Source organism: Methanocorpusculum bavaricum DSM 4179 (assembly GCF_000430905.1).
GTDB lineage: Archaea > Halobacteriota > Methanomicrobia > Methanomicrobiales > Methanocorpusculaceae > Methanocorpusculum > Methanocorpusculum parvum.
The window spans coordinates 44292-63550 of record NZ_KE387270.1 but is presented as its reverse complement, the minus strand read 5'-3'; the positions used below and the strand labels follow the sequence as shown (position 1 = coordinate 63550).

17 protein-coding genes are annotated in these 19259 nt (G+C 53.2%); 6 read left to right on the top strand and 11 right to left on the bottom strand.

The genetic code is table 11. The features are described from left to right. Positions 1-10: 10 nt before the first annotated feature. The 8 genes from H575_RS08145 to H575_RS08110 all read right to left on the bottom strand — a co-directional run bounded on the left by H575_RS08145 (position 11) and on the right by H575_RS08110 (position 10718). Entirely contained in the window at positions 11-907 is an 897-nt protein-coding gene (locus tag H575_RS08145) for a glycosyltransferase (RefSeq protein ID WP_052320036.1), read from the bottom strand. Positions 908-938: 31 nt separating this feature from the next. After that, positions 939-1691, bottom strand: coding sequence for a nitrilase-related carbon-nitrogen hydrolase (locus tag H575_RS08140; protein ID WP_081406716.1), 753 nt, complete (start codon positions 1689-1691; stop codon positions 939-941). Positions 1692-1734: 43 nt separating this feature from the next. Further along, positions 1735-1986: a DUF5654 family protein gene (locus tag H575_RS08135; RefSeq protein WP_042700609.1), complete on the bottom strand. Its 252-nt coding sequence runs from the start codon at positions 1984-1986 to the stop codon at positions 1735-1737. 46 nt (positions 1987-2032) lie between these two features. Beyond that, positions 2033-2800, bottom strand: a complete 768-nt coding sequence (locus H575_RS08130) for an amino acid ABC transporter permease (RefSeq protein ID WP_081406715.1) — start codon at positions 2798-2800, stop codon at positions 2033-2035. A gap of 1 nt (position 2801) precedes the next feature. Further along, positions 2802-3545, bottom strand: coding sequence for an amino acid ABC transporter ATP-binding protein (locus H575_RS08125; RefSeq protein ID WP_042700605.1), 744 nt, complete (start codon positions 3543-3545; stop codon positions 2802-2804). After that, positions 3542-4228: an amino acid ABC transporter permease gene (locus H575_RS08120; RefSeq protein WP_042700604.1), complete on the bottom strand. Its 687-nt coding sequence runs from the start codon at positions 4226-4228 to the stop codon at positions 3542-3544. Before H575_RS08120 ends, H575_RS08125 begins: the two co-directional genes overlap by 4 nt. A gap of 67 nt (positions 4229-4295) precedes the next feature. Beyond that, on the bottom strand, positions 4296-9023 hold the full coding sequence (locus H575_RS08115) for a DUF3320 domain-containing protein (protein WP_052320034.1): 4728 nt from the start codon (positions 9021-9023) through the stop codon (positions 4296-4298). A gap of 66 nt (positions 9024-9089) precedes the next feature. Continuing rightward, a complete protein-coding gene (locus tag H575_RS08110; RefSeq protein WP_042700601.1) occupies positions 9090-10718 on the bottom strand; it encodes a flippase activity-associated protein Agl23 in 1629 nt (542 codons plus the stop codon). 196 nt (positions 10719-10914) lie between these two features. Between H575_RS08110 and H575_RS08105 the strand changes: the two genes are divergently transcribed. Together H575_RS08105 and H575_RS08100 are read left to right on the top strand one after the other, a co-directional pair. Then, positions 10915-11736: a fumarate hydratase gene (locus tag H575_RS08105; protein ID WP_042700598.1), complete on the top strand. Its 822-nt coding sequence runs from the start codon at positions 10915-10917 to the stop codon at positions 11734-11736. Next, positions 11733-12236: a FumA C-terminus/TtdB family hydratase beta subunit gene (locus tag H575_RS08100; RefSeq protein ID WP_042700596.1), complete on the top strand. Its 504-nt coding sequence runs from the start codon at positions 11733-11735 to the stop codon at positions 12234-12236. Before H575_RS08105 ends, H575_RS08100 begins: the two co-directional genes overlap by 4 nt. A gap of 1 nt (position 12237) precedes the next feature. Here the strand turns inward: H575_RS08100 and H575_RS08095 are convergent, their stop codons facing one another. Beyond that, positions 12238-13455: a TIGR00297 family protein gene (locus H575_RS08095; RefSeq protein WP_052320033.1), complete on the bottom strand. Its 1218-nt coding sequence runs from the start codon at positions 13453-13455 to the stop codon at positions 12238-12240. A 67-nt stretch (positions 13456-13522) separates the two neighbouring features. After that, complete coding sequence (locus H575_RS08090; protein WP_042700593.1) at positions 13523-14626, bottom strand: DUF362 domain-containing protein; 1104 nt, start codon at positions 14624-14626, stop codon at positions 13523-13525. 131 nt (positions 14627-14757) lie between these two features. Between H575_RS08090 and dapA the strand changes: the two genes are divergently transcribed. The 4 genes from dapA to purB all read left to right on the top strand — a co-directional run bounded on the left by dapA (position 14758) and on the right by purB (position 18375). Beyond that, positions 14758-15651: a 4-hydroxy-tetrahydrodipicolinate synthase gene (dapA, locus tag H575_RS08085; protein WP_042700590.1), complete on the top strand. Its 894-nt coding sequence runs from the start codon at positions 14758-14760 to the stop codon at positions 15649-15651. Further along, positions 15644-16399 (top strand): 4-hydroxy-tetrahydrodipicolinate reductase, encoded by a 756-nt coding sequence (gene dapB / locus H575_RS08080; protein ID WP_042700588.1) that lies wholly within the window; start codon positions 15644-15646, stop codon positions 16397-16399. The genes dapA and dapB overlap by 8 nt, the downstream gene beginning before the upstream one ends. A gap of 70 nt (positions 16400-16469) precedes the next feature. Then, the gene (locus H575_RS08075; protein ID WP_042700585.1) at positions 16470-16643 is read left to right on the top strand and encodes an indolepyruvate ferredoxin oxidoreductase subunit alpha; all 174 of its coding nucleotides are present in this window, start codon (positions 16470-16472) and stop codon (positions 16641-16643) included. A 388-nt stretch (positions 16644-17031) separates the two neighbouring features. Further along, entirely contained in the window at positions 17032-18375 is a 1344-nt protein-coding gene (purB, locus tag H575_RS08070; RefSeq protein ID WP_042700583.1) for an adenylosuccinate lyase, read from the top strand. Between the two features lie 17 nt (positions 18376-18392). Here purB and H575_RS08065 read toward each other — a convergent pair whose 3' ends face one another. Beyond that, entirely contained in the window at positions 18393-19259 is an 867-nt protein-coding gene (locus tag H575_RS08065; protein ID WP_042700580.1) for an HhH-GPD family protein, read from the bottom strand.

Here is a 19259-nt window from a genome sequence, read left to right as displayed (position 1 = left end):
TAATATAAAACTACTCTCCTTTATCCATCATACGAACAATATTACAAATGAACGATTTCGGCAGTATTTTTTTACTGAATGAAAATAATCCATCTCGTAATGAAGGAATGTTCCATCTAACACAGAAACTAAGGTATTTCGTATAAACATTACAATACAATTTTGCAATACCTTTGTTTTTTGTTGGAAACAAATCATCTTTTGAAACCATTGTCAACAGGTTCTTTCGGGTATTATCAAACTCTAATGCACAGTGATTCCGGCTAACGTTTCCAATTTGTTCCGGATGAATTCTAGTTTGAGCAAGACGCTGGGGAAGAAGATAGGTTGCATATTCTGTTGCAATTCTAAACCACATTTCATAATCCTGCGTACATCGGAGGCCCTCATCAAACATTCCCACTCTCTCAAAACATTCTCTATGAACAAGCGCAGTAATCCCATGAATATAATTTCCGGATCTCAACATTCTACGTAAATTTTCTCCAGATGGATACCAACATCCATTATTTCCATATAGTATCTCATGTTTTGGATTAATGTATGAATATCCTCCATAATACACTCCGCCTCCTGGATTCTCCAGAATAAACCTGATTTTTTTCTCAATATTTTCCTGAAGCCAAAGATCATCATGACTCAGCCATGCAAACCACTCACCCCGCATATTCTGAATTCCAAGATTGAGTGCACTGGAAACCCCTCCGTTTTTCTTATGGATTCCTCGTATTTTATGCCCATATGACTGAATTATTTCCCATGTATCATCAGTTGAACCATCGTCAATTACTAGAATTTCAATATTGGGATATGTCTGATTTAATGCAGAGTCAATAGCTTCCCGTAAATAATTACTACCATTGTAAACAGGAATTACTGCACTAACCAAGGGTGTTTCTGTCGCCATAATTTACTGACAATATATTACGTCTGTGGGATTATGAAATTGCGTCAATACCCCACACTCTCCTCATCTCCCTGACCCCCTCCACATCCACGTCCCCCCCACACTCCCCCTCAAACACGCCTCCATCACTGATCACTCGCCCCTCATAATCACACACCATACTCCGCCCGCAGTAATCCGTACCCGAAACGGGATCATACCCCATACATGCAGCCCCGATAACAAACCCGCGATTCTCGAGCGCCCGCGCCCGAAGCAGAAGCTCCCAGTCTGAAACACGGGCCGCAGGCCAGGCTGCCTGAACCAGAACACACTCACACCCCATCTTCAGATACGCGCGAAACAACTCAGGAAACCGCAGATCAAAACAGATCGCACACCCGAACTTCACACCGCCGTAAGTAAATGTCACCGGCTCGGCACCGGGTGAAAAACACCGATCCTCTTTTCCGGGAACGAATAAATACATCTTCGAATACTCGGCAATGATCTCCCCCGACGGCCCGCACACAAGCATCGTATTCTGCGGCAGGCCTCCGGCCTTTGTTTTCTGATAGGAACCGACAACGCACACATTATGCTTCGCTGCAAGGGCAAGCCACCGATTTTTCACATCCTCACCTGAGACCTGAGCGGGCGCGGGCCGCCACCCCGTTGCAAACTGCTCGGAAAACACCGCCATATCCGCTATACCTGCTTTTCCGCTAAGAAAAGTATCAGCCTTCAAAAAAGCCGCATCCACATCATCCCAAACCTGGGTCAGCTGAGCACAACAAACACGCATACTACTAGTAACGCATGCCTGACAAAAAAAGAATTGGGTAAAATTACTCCTTCTTGTCTTTCACGACCTTATCCTTTGTCTTGTTCGCGACATACCCGATCCAGATCGTGAAGACGACCGCAATGATCGTCACAAAACCGGCATAACCGAGCATTGCCGGGATACTGCTCTGGTCTCCAAAAATTTCCTTAAAAACTGCCTGGATCGCGGTATTCCATGCAAGAGCCGCAACCAAACCAAAAGCTGCGGTGATCAGCGCAGCAAGCTTATCTATAACATCAACTGATAATGTCATGAAAGAGAATTGGCATAAAAAGTATTTAAATAATTGTAAAGTGGATTTACTGCCCTTTTTCAGTTTTCACAGCAGCGCCCGACACACCCGGTATCGCATATTTTTTCTCAAGCCAGGTGACCCCAAACGTCGTGATCGTCACAAGAACCAGATAGAAGATGCCGACTGCTGCAAACGCCTCGAAGTACATAAAATACTTGCTGGCAATGATTTTTGCCGCACCGGTAAGCTCGATAACCGCGACCACGTACGCAAGTGACGAGTATTTAATCAGATAGATGAACTCATTTGAGACGCCGGGAAGGGCACGGCGGAGTGCCTGCGGGACCACCACATACAGAACACCCTGTGCCTTCGTCATGCCAAGAGATCTTGCCGCGAGCAGCTGACCGCGCTTGATCGACTGAAGTGCTCCCCGGAGATACTCGGAGTTATAAGCCGAGTTACATAAAATAAATCCGACAAGGGCAGACATAAACGATCCTAAAACAATTCCTATAGACGGCAGACCAAAGTACAGAATGAACAGCAGAACCAAAAGCGGACATCCGCGGAAAAATATCACATACAGCTGAGCCAGCCATTTGACCGGGGCGGGCCCGTAGACTCTGGATACGGCCACCAGAAGACCAAGCAGAAATCCGAGGGGAGCCGTCATGATCACAAGCTGCATCGTCACCCATAACCCATCCCAGAGAGCAGGGAGCAGAATGTCCTGCCAGAACGGGATCTGGGAGATGATCGAGTCCAGCATACTCTGGAAAAATCCGATCGGCCCGTCAGAAGGCACCGGGGTACTGGTCAGATTATCCATATCACTCGTCTGCGTAACTGCCCATAAACGCACGCGTCTTTACAAAATTCGGGCTTGTCGGGATCTCCGACGGCGGTCCGTGTTCAACGATCTCTCCCTTCTCCATCAGGTAGATCTCGGTCGCAAACGAGGTTGCAAACTTCATCTCATGCGTAACGACGATACAGGTCATTCCCTGCGCTGCAAGGGTCCGCATCACCTCCATCACCTCACGCTTCAGTTCCGGATCAAGAGCCGAGGTGGGTTCATCAAAAAGCATGACCTCAGGATCCATGGCAAGTGCCCGGGCGATAGAAACCCGCTGGGCCTGGCCTCCTGACAGCTGCGCCGGATAAAAGTCCGCACGGTCGGCCATACCGACCTGTTCCAACTCATACATCGCCTTCTCGCGTGCAGACTTCCTGTCCATCTTTTTCACTTTCAGGAGGGCAAGTTCCACGTTTCTGACGGCCGTCAGATGATCGAAAAGGTTGAAGTTCTGAAAGACCATGCCCATCTTCTGCCGGTATGCATTGATCTTTTTTCCGGAATGAACGATCTCCTCGCCGTTCAGATACACAAAACCGCTGTCCGGAGCGGTCAGCTGGTTGATGCACCGGAGAAGCGTGGATTTTCCGGTTCCCGACGGGCCGACGAAAACCTTTTTTTCTCCTTTGTGCACCTCGAACGAGACGGATTTCAGAACATCAAGATCGCCGTACGATTTACAGAGGTTCTCGACTTTGAGAATGGGAATGTCACTCATAAACACTCAGCCTCATTGTTGCCGAATCCCGGGATCCGGACTTTCTTTTCCACATATTGAATGATCATCATGCCACCGTAATTCAGCAATATAAATATTACCGCGCAGGAGAGATACAGGATCATCGGCTCGCCTGTCCGGGAGATCACCTGACTCGTCCGTGTAAGAAGTTCAGCCACCCCGATCACATAGGCAACCGAAGAGTCCGTCAGCAGAACCGGATACTCGTTCGACCAGCCGGGAAGGGAAAGACGAAGAGACTGAGGCAGAACGATCGAGCGGATCGCCTGCCAGCGGGTCATGCCAAGCGAACGTGCGGCAAGCATCTGTCCTTCGGATAATGACTGGATCGCTCCCCGGAAGATCTGCGACTGATAGGCCGCACTTCTGAGACCTAACACGGTCACGGCAACGCCGAATGCCGGCATATCAAAGCCCATGAACGGGAAGAGCGCGAAGTAAAACAGAAACAGCAGGACGATATTTGGCAGCCCGCGGAAAAACCAGACATAGACGCCGACGAACCTGCGGACCAGAGCCGGACCGTAGACCTGGCCGAGAGTCAGAACGATCCCGCAGATGAACCCGATAAATAGGGAGAGGCCCACTAAAAGAAGGGTCACCCCCACTCCTTCCAGGAGATACCCTGCGGAGTTCGTTACTGCGGAAATCGATTCAAACATAGTATCTAAAAATTTAAAAGACTGTTACGTATTTTATTGAACCTGCCATCAGAAAAAAGGTGTGGAACTATTCTGCAGATGCCTGGACGAGTTTATCTCCCTCGATTAGAATCGTCCCCGCGGTGATCGCTGCATCGATCCCGTTCTCCACCCTGGATTTTACCTGCGCAGTCAGTTTGAATCCGAGGACGAGAGCTGTCTGACGGATCAGATCCGATTTTGGCGTGGCAAACTGTTTCCCAAGAATGACCTCAGCCGCACGGCCGATCTCTGAAAGCGGCACGTCATCGCAGGACCACTTCGCCGGCCGCTCGCGTGCTGCGATCTCTTTGAGAGGGACGGAATAAAATCCCTCTTCATCCACCGTCAGACGATCGGCCTGCACCTCTTCTGTCAGAAGAGCCGTGATCTTATTCTTGATCGCCGGCGTCATCTTCGGGACGCGGCCAAGCTCCTTGATCCTGGTATACAGAACGTTCAGCGACACCGGCCCTTCAACGGAAATGATCTGCATGATCGCCGTTGTAAGGACCGGATCCGGGACGGATTTGAACTGATGATACTTGGCAAGATCACACTCGGTGCAGAACACATACGGCTCGATTTTGACCTTTGCATACACCGGCGGTTTGACCGTGGCCGGCTCTTCTTTTTCCAGAGAGGGGGATGCCGCTTCATTTTCCGTTTCTGTTTCCGTTTCCGTGTTCTTTGGCAAAACTGCCGGCTCCGGGGGTCTTTGCGGCTCAGCGAGGAAATCAAGAAGGATCTTCGTGCAGGAAACCGGATGCTGGAACCACTCCGCAGACCAGATCCTGATCAGATGCCAGCCGAGCCCTTCAAGAACCTGGAGACGCAACCGGTCGCGGTCGCGCGTCACCTCTGAAGACCAGTAATTGGGCCCGTCACAGAGGATCCCGGCCAGATACACGCCCGGGTCCTGGGGATCCATAACGGCGATATCGATCCTGAACCCGGCACACCCGATGTTTCTGGAAACACTGTATCCGTTATCCTCAAGCATAACGGCGACGGAATCCGGGAAATATGCAGATTCATCAGCAGCTCCGGAGAATGAACTGCATCTCAGCGAAGACCGGTCCTCAGCATAAGTAAGGAATCTTGAGAGAGCCGCGATCCCTGAAGAAGACTCAGGCTCGATATGGAGATCGGCGCCGCGGAAGTTCGAAAACACCACACATCGTTCCCGCGCACGGGTGATCAGAACATTCAGCCGTCTCTCGCCGCCTGCCTGATTCAGCGGCCCGAAGTTTCGGGAAAGCCGGTGATTCTCATCGAATCCGTAGCCGATACTGATGAGCATCGTGTCGCGCTCATCGCCCTGGACCGTTTCCAGATTCTTCACAAAGAAATGCTCGCCGTTTGCAGGCCTCATCAGCATCTCGACCTCCGGATGATCGCGGAGCAGAATGTCCACCTCATGGCGGATGATCTCCTGCTGACGGGTCGAAAAGGTCGCAACACCGAGGGTCTTATCCGGGAACTTCTGATAATACGAGATCACGGCCTGGGCAACCTCCTGTGCCTCACCTCTGTTGACGCCCGACCTGCCCCGTTCATAAATAGTATCCGGCAGATGGATGAACGAAAGTCCCAGATCCTGGGTTTCATGCCGCGGCGAAGGGAACACCATCAGACTTCCGTCATAGAACTCCTCATTGGATACTGCGATAAGGGATTCATGCCGGGATCGGTAATGCCACCGGAGCCTCCTTGTTGGATACGACTGTTTGCAGACATGCAGAAGACTCTCCATATCTCCGATTCCGGCGACCGATTCCTCATCATCCTCATCCTGACCTGCGATCTGATCAAAGAACGTCGTCGGCGGAAGCTGGCGTGAATCGCCCATCACGACAAGCTGCCTTCCGCGCATCAAAGCGCCAAGCGCATCTTCGGGTCTGACCTGACTGGCCTCATCGAAGATGATGATGTCAAACTTTACCGCGTGAGGGTCCAGATACTGGGCGACCGAAAGAGGACTCATCATGAAACAGGGTTTGATCTGCTGGATAAGTCCTCCCGCCTTTGTCATCAGTGTCCGAATCGACATATGACCGCGTTTTCTGTTGAACTCGCCGGTCAGAACGCCCATCTCCGAGTCACGGGAGGCGCCCGTGTAGATCTCCGGCATCGAACGGTCCAGCCTTTCGGCGATCCTCGCCGCATTTGCCGCGATCGCCGCCCGGTCATACTCGGAAAATGTCCTGATCTTCTGTTCATGAGGTGCCTGGGCAAACCGCGCAAGAAGCGGGCGGACATTATATGCCTCTTTCAAAAGGGCGTCCGCATAGCCGGTAAGAAATGCCGGGATAAGCGCCTCGGCAGACAGCTTGTCCGTGAAAAGCAGAGGCAAAACAGCTGCTGCCTTCGTCTTTTCACAGGTCTCCGCATAGGTCAGCAGGGTGCTCCACTCACTCAGCCGGTCGATCTCCGTGATCCAGATGTCGGTGAGTTTGCGCATCGACGCAAATGTCTGCTCTGTTCCGAGGTCGGTCACACAAAGACGGGCAAAGAGCTGATCCCTCGCCTCGCTTTGCGCAATCACCGTTGCCTCAAGATCTTGAAACAGCTGTGTCAGTGAATCGCGTGCGATCTCCCCGGAACAAAGCAGATCGATGGTATGCGGAGTGATCAGTCCTTCCTGCACCATCGTCAAAACCGCCTGGATCCATTCCGTATATGCACGAAGAGATGCAGGATCGGTGTATTCATCCTTCCAGACCGGTGCAAAAAGCGAAAGATACACTGCTTTTTCCTGCTCCCACTCGTCCCGTGCCGTCAGATAATTCCTGGCATCCTTCAGATCGGCAAGTATTCCGGCGTCATCCGGCATCGGTCCGACATAATAGCCGGCAATCTCGGACTTCAGCTTCTTATACGCCCCGGAGAACATTTTTCCGATCATCCCCTTCCCGTCATATGCGAGAAACTCGGAGTACAAACGAGCAGGATTTCGCAAAAAGATCTCCGGACTCAGATTAGTCAGGATCCGGGTACTGTGATTATAGAGATCCTGCATGGTCGCGATAAGCCGTTTCAGCTCAGCCTGATTTCCCCACAACGGATTTTTCAAAACATCCAGCGTCACCGGATACCCTTTCAGGAGAAACCGGCAGGTCTCGATCAGGCGGGGAACCTCGGTCTCACTGCGGGGAACTGGAACGTCTGTCAGATCGGCGATTGCCCGCATCACTGTCTGAAGATCCTGGATCCTTTCCTGATACTGAATCACCAGGTCACGGATCTCATCCTGATCACTCGGCAGGATCAGTCCTGGGCTGGTCATTGCCCACGGATGATCAGTAATGGCTCCGCCGTCTTGCTGAATCACCGGAAGATATGCCGCAATCTCCTGCAAAGCAGAGATAGCGTTTTTGTATTCATCCGGGGTCATCTCAACTGGATCCTCGACCGGGATCTTTAGGAGCCGGTAGTTTTTCCGGTGAGGGCTGTTTTCGAACTCGTACCGGTATTGTTCGCGGATCCCGAACAGATCATACGGCGTGAATCCGCACGCGCCGATCGGGGTCTTCAACTCATCACAATAGCCGCTCAGCTCTGTCCGCAGCGAATCGATTTGGCTGTGTCCCGGATCCGAACCTGACGTTTCCGGCGAAGGATGACGCACACTCTTCTCCAGCTCACGGATGAACTCAGACTTCTTTGCTTTCTGGCTGTGAAGTTCGAGACAGTACGGAGAAAGGCCTGCCGTATCCAGCCGTCTTTTTACCACCTCAAGTGCCGCCATCTTTTCACTGACAAAGAGTACGGTTTTTCCGGCAGCCAGCATCTCGGCGATCATGTTTGCGATCGTCTGACTTTTACCGGTGCCGGGCGGCCCTTCGACCACGAGATTTTTCCCAGCCTTTGCCTCCTCGATCACCGCGATTTGCGAAGAGTCCGCGTCCAGAATATTGAAACAGCGTTCACTTGGAAGACGCAGATCCATCTCATTCTCCAAAAACGGCGGGGAAGGATCATCATCTGTCTGGGGATGGAAGATCCGTTTGATCAGCGGATTCGTTTCAAGAGGAGAGACCCCTGCCCAGCTTGCCGGATCCAGATCCTTGAACATCACAAATTTGCGGAAACTGAAAAGATCCAGCGTGACGCCCGGCATAAAAACCCAGCTTTTTTCTGCGACCGTCTCACGGATCAGGGTAAAGTAGGCAGTGATCTCCTCAATCGTCTCCGGATGACCCATATCCGGCAGGATAACTCCCTGTTCGGCAAGTTTTGCGATCAGGGATAAGGAAAGCGTAGGATCCTCCCCGGTCCAGCGAAGCGTATAATTCTCTTTGATCTTCTGGCGTTCCAGTTCCACCGGGATCAGAAGCAGCGGGGCCCTGAACGGTTTTGCCGGGCAGTCACGCTCGGTCCACTCAACCAATCCGAGCGATAGATAAAGCACCGGATATCCCTGCTCCTCGAAGACCGTTCTGCTTTTGGTCTGGAGACTGTACAGTTTTTTGCGGAGTTCGATATCGGTATAGGGGGTATTGAGAATAAGATCGGCATACTTCGCCGTTTTGGAAAATGTCGGATACTTCCAGATGCGTTTATCTTCCGGGTCGCTTTTTGCCGCCTTGCCTGCCGGATAAAACTTCATCCCCTTTTCGTCGAGAACAAGGATGCGGTAGATCTCTGCCGGATCACATTCGATGACCTCGATCGATCTGCCGGGAGACGGTTTATAGTTCAGCAGATTGTTGCGGAGTGTCAGATCCAGTAATCTGCTGCGCAGTTCTTCCAGTTCCACGATGCCCTGTTCCATGTACATTTCCCTATAGATGTATCTATATTGGCGGGGAGAGTCTTAGTAGTTACGTGATTTGTCCGGTCAGACCGGACTTCTGGTGAAGATGTCGAAGTTGTAACTGCCGATCTTGCCTGCACGGGTGAAGTAGTAGGGGATCCAGCCTGGATCCTCTCCCGTCCCCGAATGATCAAACCAGTAGTTCAGCCGGATCGTTTCTTTCGTGTACCCGGCCAGAGAGTCGTAACTTTCATCATCATGGGTAATGATGATGTCAAAGTTTCCGGACAGAAGGGTGGAAGCATCCTTCTTTCCTCCGTAATAGGAGAATATATCCCAGGCATCCCCGCGGTAATACCACATGAACGGCCAGGCCTGATCGGTTGCAAGAGCGACCCTCTCTGAAGCATCGATCGCGGCCATGAGCGGGACGAGATCTTCGGAGTTCTGGACCTGAATGATCGGCTCGGCGATATCTGCCGGTGTGTATGCCACATAGCAGGTCATCGCAAACAGGAGAACAGCGCAGACTGCAAGCAGGATCTTCCAGTATTTTCCGGTGAAAGTGAGGGCGAACGCCGCGACGAAGATCATCGGAACCAGCTGATGGAGGGAGAGCCAGGGAACTTTTTCACCGATGTAAGCGTAGGTCAGGCATGCGATGAGGGTCCAGTAGACGGCAAACCGCATGAACTCGGTCTTTTTGTCGATGGATGCGGGAACGGCCGGCCGGCGGAACAAAGACACAAAGGAGAACGTCTTCTTTGTCTCTTTTTGTTCCGGATCATCGTGTTCCTGTTTTTCCTGCTCTTGCTCCTCGTCTTTTGCAGACGGCCGTTTTTTGCCGGTCACAAGGAAGAGGACGACGCCTGCCAAAGCGAGGAGAAGGATCGGCAGTTCATAGAGGATGAACATCAGGAGATAAAAGACCGGCGGCCCGGCGATCCGCTGTTCGTTGTGCATCGCGAGCCAGTGTTCTATGGCGAGGGGGCCTGCCTGCAGGATCATTTCAGGATGTGTCCAGAATGAAGAATACATCGTGAAGATGATCCCGAAGAAGATGACCGCCGCGATGATCAGATCACGGATCCATTTTTCCGGAAGGGTGATCTTTCTGGTCCAGAGAAGATAGAGGAAGAATATGGCGAAGGTGACGAGGATGAGCGGCATATTTTCCTTGGAACACATGCCGAGAGCTCCGGCGGCGGCTGCGAGGGCTAAATAATACCATTTGCTTTTATCGAGCCAGGCAAGGAAGGCAGCGACCAGCAGGAGGGAGAAGAAAACTACGAAGATATCGTTTCGTAAAAACCGGGAGAAATACACCAGTTCCGGCGCTACTGCAAGGAAGAGGGCGGAGGCTGCGGCGACTTTGCCGTTGAGATATCGGAGCCGGTATAACCAGTAGACGAGAGGGATCAGAGCACATCCGGCGATCGCCGGAAGGATCCTGCCGACAAAATCGGCGTCGCCGAAGACGGCGAACATGGATGCGGTGATATAGTATAAGAAGGGCCCGTGATACACCGGGTCGTACAGATAATTGCCGGTGGTCAGGAGCTGATATGAGAACCAGGCATGGATCGCCTCATCGTGATGGAAGAGTTTGAGATCCAGAAATGCGAATCGAAGAACGATCGCGAGAAGCAGGGTCGCAAAAATCACATGTTCAACACGGATGTGATTTCTGAGTGTTTGGACGGCCGGATGCATGAGTGGATAAATATGGTTGTCAAAAGAGGATAAGAATTTCTAGTGCGGTCCGGACGTTGGATCCGTCCAAACCCAGCGGAGCAAACTAATGGTTTGTAAACGCGTGTTCCCCGCAAAACCCCATACACGAATCCGACGTCCTGCCTCTTTTTTTAATGAAAACCATTAATCCTTATCTCATCTAAACAGATATACCATGGACCCCCTCTACAACCGTCTTGCATCCGCCGTGGAACAGGCGATCCGCCAGGCCGAGACGATCCTTCCGCCCGATGTGGAGGAAGCGCTGCATACTGCATACAATAAAGAAACCAACCCGACCGCACGCGGCGAGTTTGAAAATATCTTCGCCAATCTCCAGATCGCCCGGGAGAAGAACATACCCATCTGTCAGGACACCGGGATCCTCGTCATCTACCTGACCATTCCCGAAACTGTCCCGCTTTCAATGAAGCTCTATGATGCCGTAAGCGAAGGGATCCGTCTCGCAACAAAATCCGTCCCTCTCCGGCCAAACGCGGTCCATCCCCTCACCCGGAAAAATTCAGGCGACAATACCGGGATTGGGATCCCGACAATACATATAATTCCGGGAGATACACTTCGGGTCACCGTATTCCCCAAAGGAGCAGGTTCGGAAAACATGTCCCAGATCAGAATGATGCTCCCTTCCGAGATCGAAAAAATCCCGGAGTTTGTGAGATCCGTCGTCAAAGATGCGGGCTCCCGTCCGTGTCCTCCGATAGTCGTCGGGGTCGGGATCGGCGGGACCTTCGACTCGGCCGCATCCTTTGCAAAAGAGGCGCTCCTCTCGCCGATAAACAGCATGACCCCCTTCGAACAGAAGATATGCGATTCGATCAATCAGCTAGGCATCGGCGTTATGGGGCTTGCCGGCGACACGACCTGTCTTGCCGTCAAGGTAAAAGAAGGGGCATGCCACACGGCTTCGCTCCCAATCGCCGTAAATATCCAGTGCTGGTGTTCAAGACGCGGCGTCGTCGAGGTGGAACTATGATCCGGCTTACGACCCCCCTTGGCGACGAGGTGCTCGATCTCCGCGCCGGCGACCGGGTCCTCCTTTCCGGGACCATCTACACCGCACGGGATGAAGCCCACCTCAAAATCAGAGAAGAGGGCTTCCCCTTCGATCCGAAAGGTGCCGTGATCTATCACTGCGGCCCTGTCATCGACGAATCACAGAATAAAGTCGTCGCCGCCGGCCCGACAACATCCGCACGGATGAACGATCTCACAAAGCACATGCTGGATGCAGGTGTCCGCGGTCTGATCGGCAAAGGCGGGATGTCCGCAAACGTCCGCGAAGAACTTCGCGGAAGGGCAGTCTATTTTGCCTTCACGGGAGGATGCGCCGCTCTTGCCGCTTCGTGCATGGAGCTTGCCGGCTGTCATTATCCGGAACTCGGCATGGCAGAAGGAATCTGGGAGATCAAACTGACCGATCTTCCGGTCGTCGTCGGGATCGATGCCCACGGCGGCGATCTTTTCGTCAGATAACTCAGACGAGACCGGCCGCGACCAAAGCCAGGCAGACAAGCATGGCTAAAATCCCGCCCGAAAGCGTGGCGAGGAGATTGGTCCCGGAGTTCCCGATAAAACCCTTGTTTTCGATCAGAGCACCGTAGAGACTGTCAAGATTCGTGCCGATAAATCCTGCCGCCGCGCCGATCAGACAGACATACCAGGGAGCCACCCCGAGGATGAATGCGAGGATGCTGATGAGGGCCGCCCCGAACAGGCAGGCAAGTTCGCCTGTCAGGGTGATCCCCCCGTTTGTTCCCGGCGGGACCGGGCGCAGCGTCGTGATCATCCGCGGAGTTCCTCCGGTCACACCGATCTCGCTTGCAAGCGTGTCTGCCGTGGCCGTAGCAATAGAACCAAGGAACAGAGCGATAAAAATAACGTCTCCGGTGATCCCGTAAAGTATGGCGCCGCAGACCCCTACTCCCGCATTCGCAAATGCGTTCATATATCCGCGGCGGCCTTTTTTCCCCTCGGCAACGCCCAGAAACTCTTTTTCCGCATACCGGAACCTGGTGAACAGGGACCCGAGAATGAAAAACAGCATCACAACGAAGAACCAGTTCACGCCGGCGAAGGTGATGAGGATCACGCCGAACAAAACCGCAGTGAAGACCCCGCTCATATCGATCGTCTTCGCCCGGTAGGCAAAGTAGCCGAACGCCGCACACAAAACGACTGCAAAGGCGAGTGTCTGGTAATCAACGAAGAACTCCAGATCCTCAAACAGCGTGATGGTCATCGCGACCCCGAGAAGGCCTATCATCGACCCGTCCTCGCGGTCTTTCAAGATGCTCCGGAGCATCAAAAGAACGATTACGGCGATGATGCCCACAAGCGGCTGAAACTCGTTTGTATAGAGCATCGTCGCTAAAAGAGCCGCGGAAGAACCGATCGTGTAAAGAAACAGCGGATGACTGAAATGTCTGAAGATCTTGAGGAGATACTCCCCCCAGACGATCATCATCAGCGGTCCGATCAGCGCGGAAACGGGAACGAGCCCGGTCTGATACAAGATGGCGAGCACTCCGACGCCGATCGCAAAATACCGGCTTTTGTCCGCGAAGTAGAGGACGGCGGCAAAAGCGAGGACCACAACCCCCAAATACGGAATATAGGGGGATCCGAGCATCAGCGCTGTCACGACAAGAGCAAAAATGATTCGGCGGATCCGTGTTTCCATAGATGTTTTCATAATTTATTTTTGAAACTGATAAGATTATGTGTAGGATCGATCCGGACAAAACCCGCTTGAAAATGACTCAGATCTCGACCAGATGATACTCGCCCCGGCCAAGACCCATCTCTTCGGCATACGAGATCTGCAGCTCCGGGCTGGTTCCCGGCCAGACCCGGGTGAACTTCTCCTCGCCCGGTCGGTGATGATCAGGGAGAAGGCTGCCGAACACGCCCTCTTCGGCGTTCACGAGGTCATAACAGGCCTTGTCCAAAGCAACCGGATCGATCGAGGCAAGGATCCCTATATCCGGAACGAACGGGATGTCGTTCCACGGCGTACAGTCACAATGCGGGGTGATGTTGGTTAAGAAGTTGATGTAAAACGCCTTGCCGGTCTTATTTCCAACAGCTCCGGACGCATACTCGATCATCCGTTCGACGAATACGACCCCGTCATCCTGCCAGTCGAGGTCGATCGCATGTTCCGGACAGGTGTTCATGCACATCAGACAGCCGATACAGTGCTCAAGATCGATGGAAATCGAACTGCCTGCAACGCTGATGCAAAATTCCGGGCAGGCATTCATACAGGCTCCGCAGAGGATGCACCGGTCCTCGAGGACCATTGGCCGTGTGGTGTGCTGCTCGCGTTTTCCCTCGTTTGAGGCGCAGCCCATACCGAGATTTTTCAATGCTCCCCCAAATCCCGCGGCCTCATGGCCTTTGAAGTGGGACACGACGACCATACTGTCTGCAGAGACGATATCGGAGGCGATCTTGACTGAGTCAAAATGTTTTCCGTAGACATCTACGGGCGTGAAGCTCTGTCCGCGGAGTCCGTCGGCGATGATGACCGGGCAGTCGAAGACCGGATAGCAGAATCCGTGGAGCGCCGCGGTCTTTGCATGATCGACGGCGTTTCTCCTGCCGCCGAGGTACAGGGTATTGGTATCGGTCAGAAAAGGGCCTGCTCCGATCGCTTCGATCTCTTTTACGACCGAAGCGACATGGATCGGGTTTACAAACGCGTCGTTTCCCTCTTCACCGAAGTGGACTTTGACCGCGGTCAGATCTCCCGGGTTCACCATATTTGCAAGGCCGGCGGCCGTGCAGAGAGCTTTTATCTTATTCCCGGTGTTTCTGCTCTTTGACTGCGCTCCGGCACGGGCAATATAGACATCTTCCATTCATGATACTTTGACCGTTCAACAAGATATGTTTTCGTGCAGACGAATACGCGATCGGCCGGCTTCTCCCTGATCCGGATGTCCGGACTGCGCAAAATACATCATCTCGTTCAACCAAAAGGTAATGTACTATGTTTGAAGGTGTAATTCCTGCACTCATCACACCGTTCAATGAAGATGCGTCCCAGTCGCTCGACATTGACGGTTTGAGAAACTGCATCGAGCATGTCATCCGCGGAGGTGTTCACGGGCTGCTTGCATGCGGTTCGACCGGTGAATCGGCAACGATGACACATGCCGAGCATATCCGTGTCATTGAGGAAACCGTTTCTGCAGCCGGCAACCGTATTCCTGCCATCGCAGGAACCGGGTCCAACAACACTGAGGAAGCTCTTCTGATGACCCGCGCTGCCAAGATGTCCGGCGCAGACGGCGTACTTCTTATCAGCCCGTATTACAACAAGCCGAACAGATCCGGCCTGCTGAAGCATTATCGAAAGGTCGCAGATATCGGTCTGCCGGTGATTGTGTACAACATCCCCGGACGGACGGGTCAGAACCTGCCCGCCGATCTGATCATTGAGATGGTCAAGACCATTCCAAATATCGTCGCGGTAAAGGAAGCAAGCGGAAATCTTGATCAGATGATGGCGATCATCCAGGGGACCAAGGATCTTGAACGCGATTATCCGTTCATCCTCACCTCAGGTGACGACTCCCTGACGCTTCCGGTGCTTTCGGTCGGCGGTCACGGATGTATCTCGGTCACGGCCAACATCGAACCAAAGCGCATGGTCGAGATGTATGAGATGTTCAAGCGCTCTGACGTGAAGTCAGCAATGCAGAAGCATTATGAGCTGATGGATCTTTCGAAGGCTCTTTTCATGGAAGTGAACCCGGTACCGGTCAAGCGTGCGGCAGAGATCCGCGGTCTTATCAAGTCAGGCAACGTCCGTCTCCCCCTGGATTCACTTGGCGAGGCAAATTCAGCAGTACTTCGCGAGGTGCTTTCCCGGTATGACTAAGGTCATCATCTGCGGGGCATTCGGCAGAATGGGGACCATGATCGCAAACATGGTCATCGAGAACCCGGATCTGGAGTTTGTCGGCGGCGTGGATATCCGGGAAGGGACGGTGCTTGGAAAGCCGGTTGTTTCCTCCGAGAATCTTGCTTCATTCATCGATCAGATCAGACCTGATGTGATGATCGATTTCACCATTGCAGCCGCGACGATGGTCAATGCAAAGATCGCGGCGAAAAAAGGCGTGGCTTTGGTGATCGGCACGACGGGTTTCACGCCGGAGCAGGATGCAGAACTGCTTGACGCGATAAAGAATGTCCCGGTCGTTAAAACGACGAACTTCAGTGTCGGCGTGAACATTTTCTGGGAACTGGTCCGTGATGCGGCTTCCCGCCTGGGCGATTACGATATCGAGGTGATCGAGGCGCACCACCGGCACAAGAAGGACGCTCCAAGCGGAACGGCGAAGACGATCCTGAAGGTGATCCAGGAGGAGGTCGGCAAACGCGAGGAGATGTACGGACGCGAGGGTATGACCGAGCGGAAAAACGAGATCGGCGTGCATGTAATCCGCGGCGGGGATGTGGTCGGGGACCACACGGTCCAGTTCCATCAGAATTATGAGACGATCGAGCTGAGCCATCGTGCCTATGACAGGGCAGTATTCGCACGAGGGGCCATCCGTGCTGCGGCATGGGCCCCGACAGCGGCGCCTGGTTTATACACTATGAAAGAGGTCCTCGGGCTCTAATGCCCGGCAACTCGAAATGTATTTCCCCTTCGAATAAGAGATATGGTAATTATACGAGGTAAATTCAAACATGCCAGCAGTAGTAAATAAAGAAAAATGTACCGGATGCGCGACCTGTGTGGACATCTGCCCGTCAGCAGCAATCGAAATTGTCGATGAAAAAGCAGTCATCAACGCAGATGAATGTGTCGACTGCGAAACCTGTGTGGATGAGTGCCCGGAAAGCGCACTCCACATGGAATAAATCTTTTTTTCTTTTAGAGTAGTTACGCGGTTTTTATCCTTAATCCAACTCAGGAAGGGTAAGGTTGGGTGTGGACACATGAGAAAAAACCCGTCGCAAACTTTCAGTTTGCTCTCCATTTCGCTTCGCTCACCAGCATGCGGGTTTTTCTGTTGTTTCATATTATATTGATTTCACAAAAAGAGGTGTTAACGAAAAGAAAATTCGCCGGCAGAGGTGCGTTCACCTCTGGTCTGCGAGAAAACTCGCAAATCAAAGATTTGGTCGCAAGTCTATCGACTTGCTTCGCTAAGGGACCTAAAGGTCCCCGCCTCAGCTAAGATCGCCGGCTGCGCCGTCGATCCGCCACACAAACTCATAACCAAAGAAAACCAATACTACATCAACTATGGCAATACATCCGATAGACTTCCGGTACGGAACTCCCGAAATGAAACGTGTATGGAGTGAGGACAACCGGTTTTCCTGCATCGTCCGGGCCGAGGTCGCCCTTGCCCATGCCCAAAGCATCGTAGGCATGATCCCCGCTGAAGATGCCGCGGTCATCGAAAAAAACGCCGGATCCGCCTCACGCATCCGTGCAAAAGAAATAGAAGCAGAGATCAGCCACGACACTATGGCCATCACCCGGGCCATCGCCGAAGTCTGCGGGGATGCCGGACGCTGGATCCATTACGGCGCCACCTCCAACGACATCCTCGACACCGCGACCGGCCTCCAGCTCAAAGAAGCCTCTGACCTGCTCGAAAAGAAACTTGCCACCCTGATGAGCGTGCTGTTGAAACGCGCAGGGGAAACCAAAAATCTCATCTGCATAGCCCGGACCCATGGTCAGCACGGTGTTCCTACCACCTACGGACTGCGGTTCGCCATCTGGGCATCCGAAGTCTCCCGGCACCTCCAGCGGCTCCGGGAAAGCCGGTCCCGGATCGTCGTCGGCCAGATGACCGGCGCTGTCGGAACCATGGCGGCGATGGGCGAACACGGCATCGAAGTACAGGCCGAGATGATGAAGTATCTTGGGATCGGCTCAGTCGACGTCTCCTCCCAGGTCATTTCCCGCGACAGATACGCCGAGTACATCTTCCTCCTCGCCAACATCGCGACCACCCTGGACAAGATCGGCATCGAAGTCAGATCCCTCCAGAGAACCGAGATCGGCGAAGTCGAAGAACACTTCTCCAGAAAACAGGTCGGCTCATCCACCATGCCCCACAAAAGAAACCCCATCAAAAGCGAACAGGTCTGCGGTCTTGCCCGCATCGTCCGCGGCATGGTCGAACCCGCCCTCCAGAACAACACCCTATGGGATGAAAGGGATCTCACCAACTCATCCGCCGAGCGGATCACCTTCCCCGAGACAAGCATCCTCTGCGACCACTGTCTTCATGTCATGACCGGGGTCGTGGAAAACCTGACGATCAACACCGAAGCAGTAAGCCGCAATCTTCGCTACCTCCACGGGATCAATCTTGCGGAATCCGTGATGATCGAACTCACCAAACGCGGAATGAAGCGCCAGGAAGCCCACGAGATCATCCGCGAAGCAAGTATGGAAGCCCTCGCCGCAAAAATACCGCTCGCCGGCCTTCTTGCGGATAAACCGGAAGTCACTGCGTATGTCTCCGCCGATGAGATCAAAAAACTCCTCCAGCCCGAGACCTACGCCGGTCTTGCGGCCGTCCAGGTGGAAAACCTCATCCGAAAACTCGCGCCGTTTTGTGCACTGTAAAAAATCAGGATCAGGGATCACCGGCCGGTCTTCAGCCGGTAGATCTCCCCCTCTTCCCTGACAAAAAAACCTTCGCCGGCCATAGCATCCATTATCCGGCGGACACGCTCCGGATCCTCGTCCATCTCTTCTGCAAACAACTCCGGCATCCCGCTTTTCTGATCAAGCATCCGTTTCAGCACCCCGCCCCGGATCTGCCGGTCGGACCCCTCGAAACTCTTCTGTTTAGTATACTGACGGCTCCGCTGATTCGGATTTTTCACCGCTGATTTCAGCGCTGTTCCAAGATCCATCAGCGCCCAGTACCACTCCCGGGAGTTTGCCGGAAGCATGGCCGAGACAAGGGGCAAAAGCTCGCGGTCATCGACTGCCTGGTCCTCTTCGAAAAAATAATGGATGAACACTCTTCTGATATTCGTCTCGATGAACACGACCGGCCGGTCGAACGCGAACGCCGCGATCGAACAGGATGTGGCAGGCCCGATCCCCGGCAGGGTCAGCAGGACCGCCGGATCGTTTGGGATCTTCCCGCCGTATTCGTCAGCGATAACGCGGGCAAGTTTCTGCAGATTCAAAGCCCGGCGGTTGTACCCCATCCCCTGCCATGCCGTGAGAAGATCCGCATGATCCGCCTTTGCGAGAGCGAAGATATCAGGAAACTTCTCGATGAACTTCGGATAGATCACCGCGACCCGCGGGACCTGGGTCTGCTGGAGCATGACCTCGGAGACCAGGATCTTATACGGATCATCCGTGTGCCGCCACTCCATATCATGCCGGCCCTTCGCCGCATAAAACTCCATCACATGCTGCTGAAAATCCAAAACAAGCGAAGGGGTGATCCCCTCTTCCCGAAACCGGGTCCGAAGACCGGAGACGAGCAT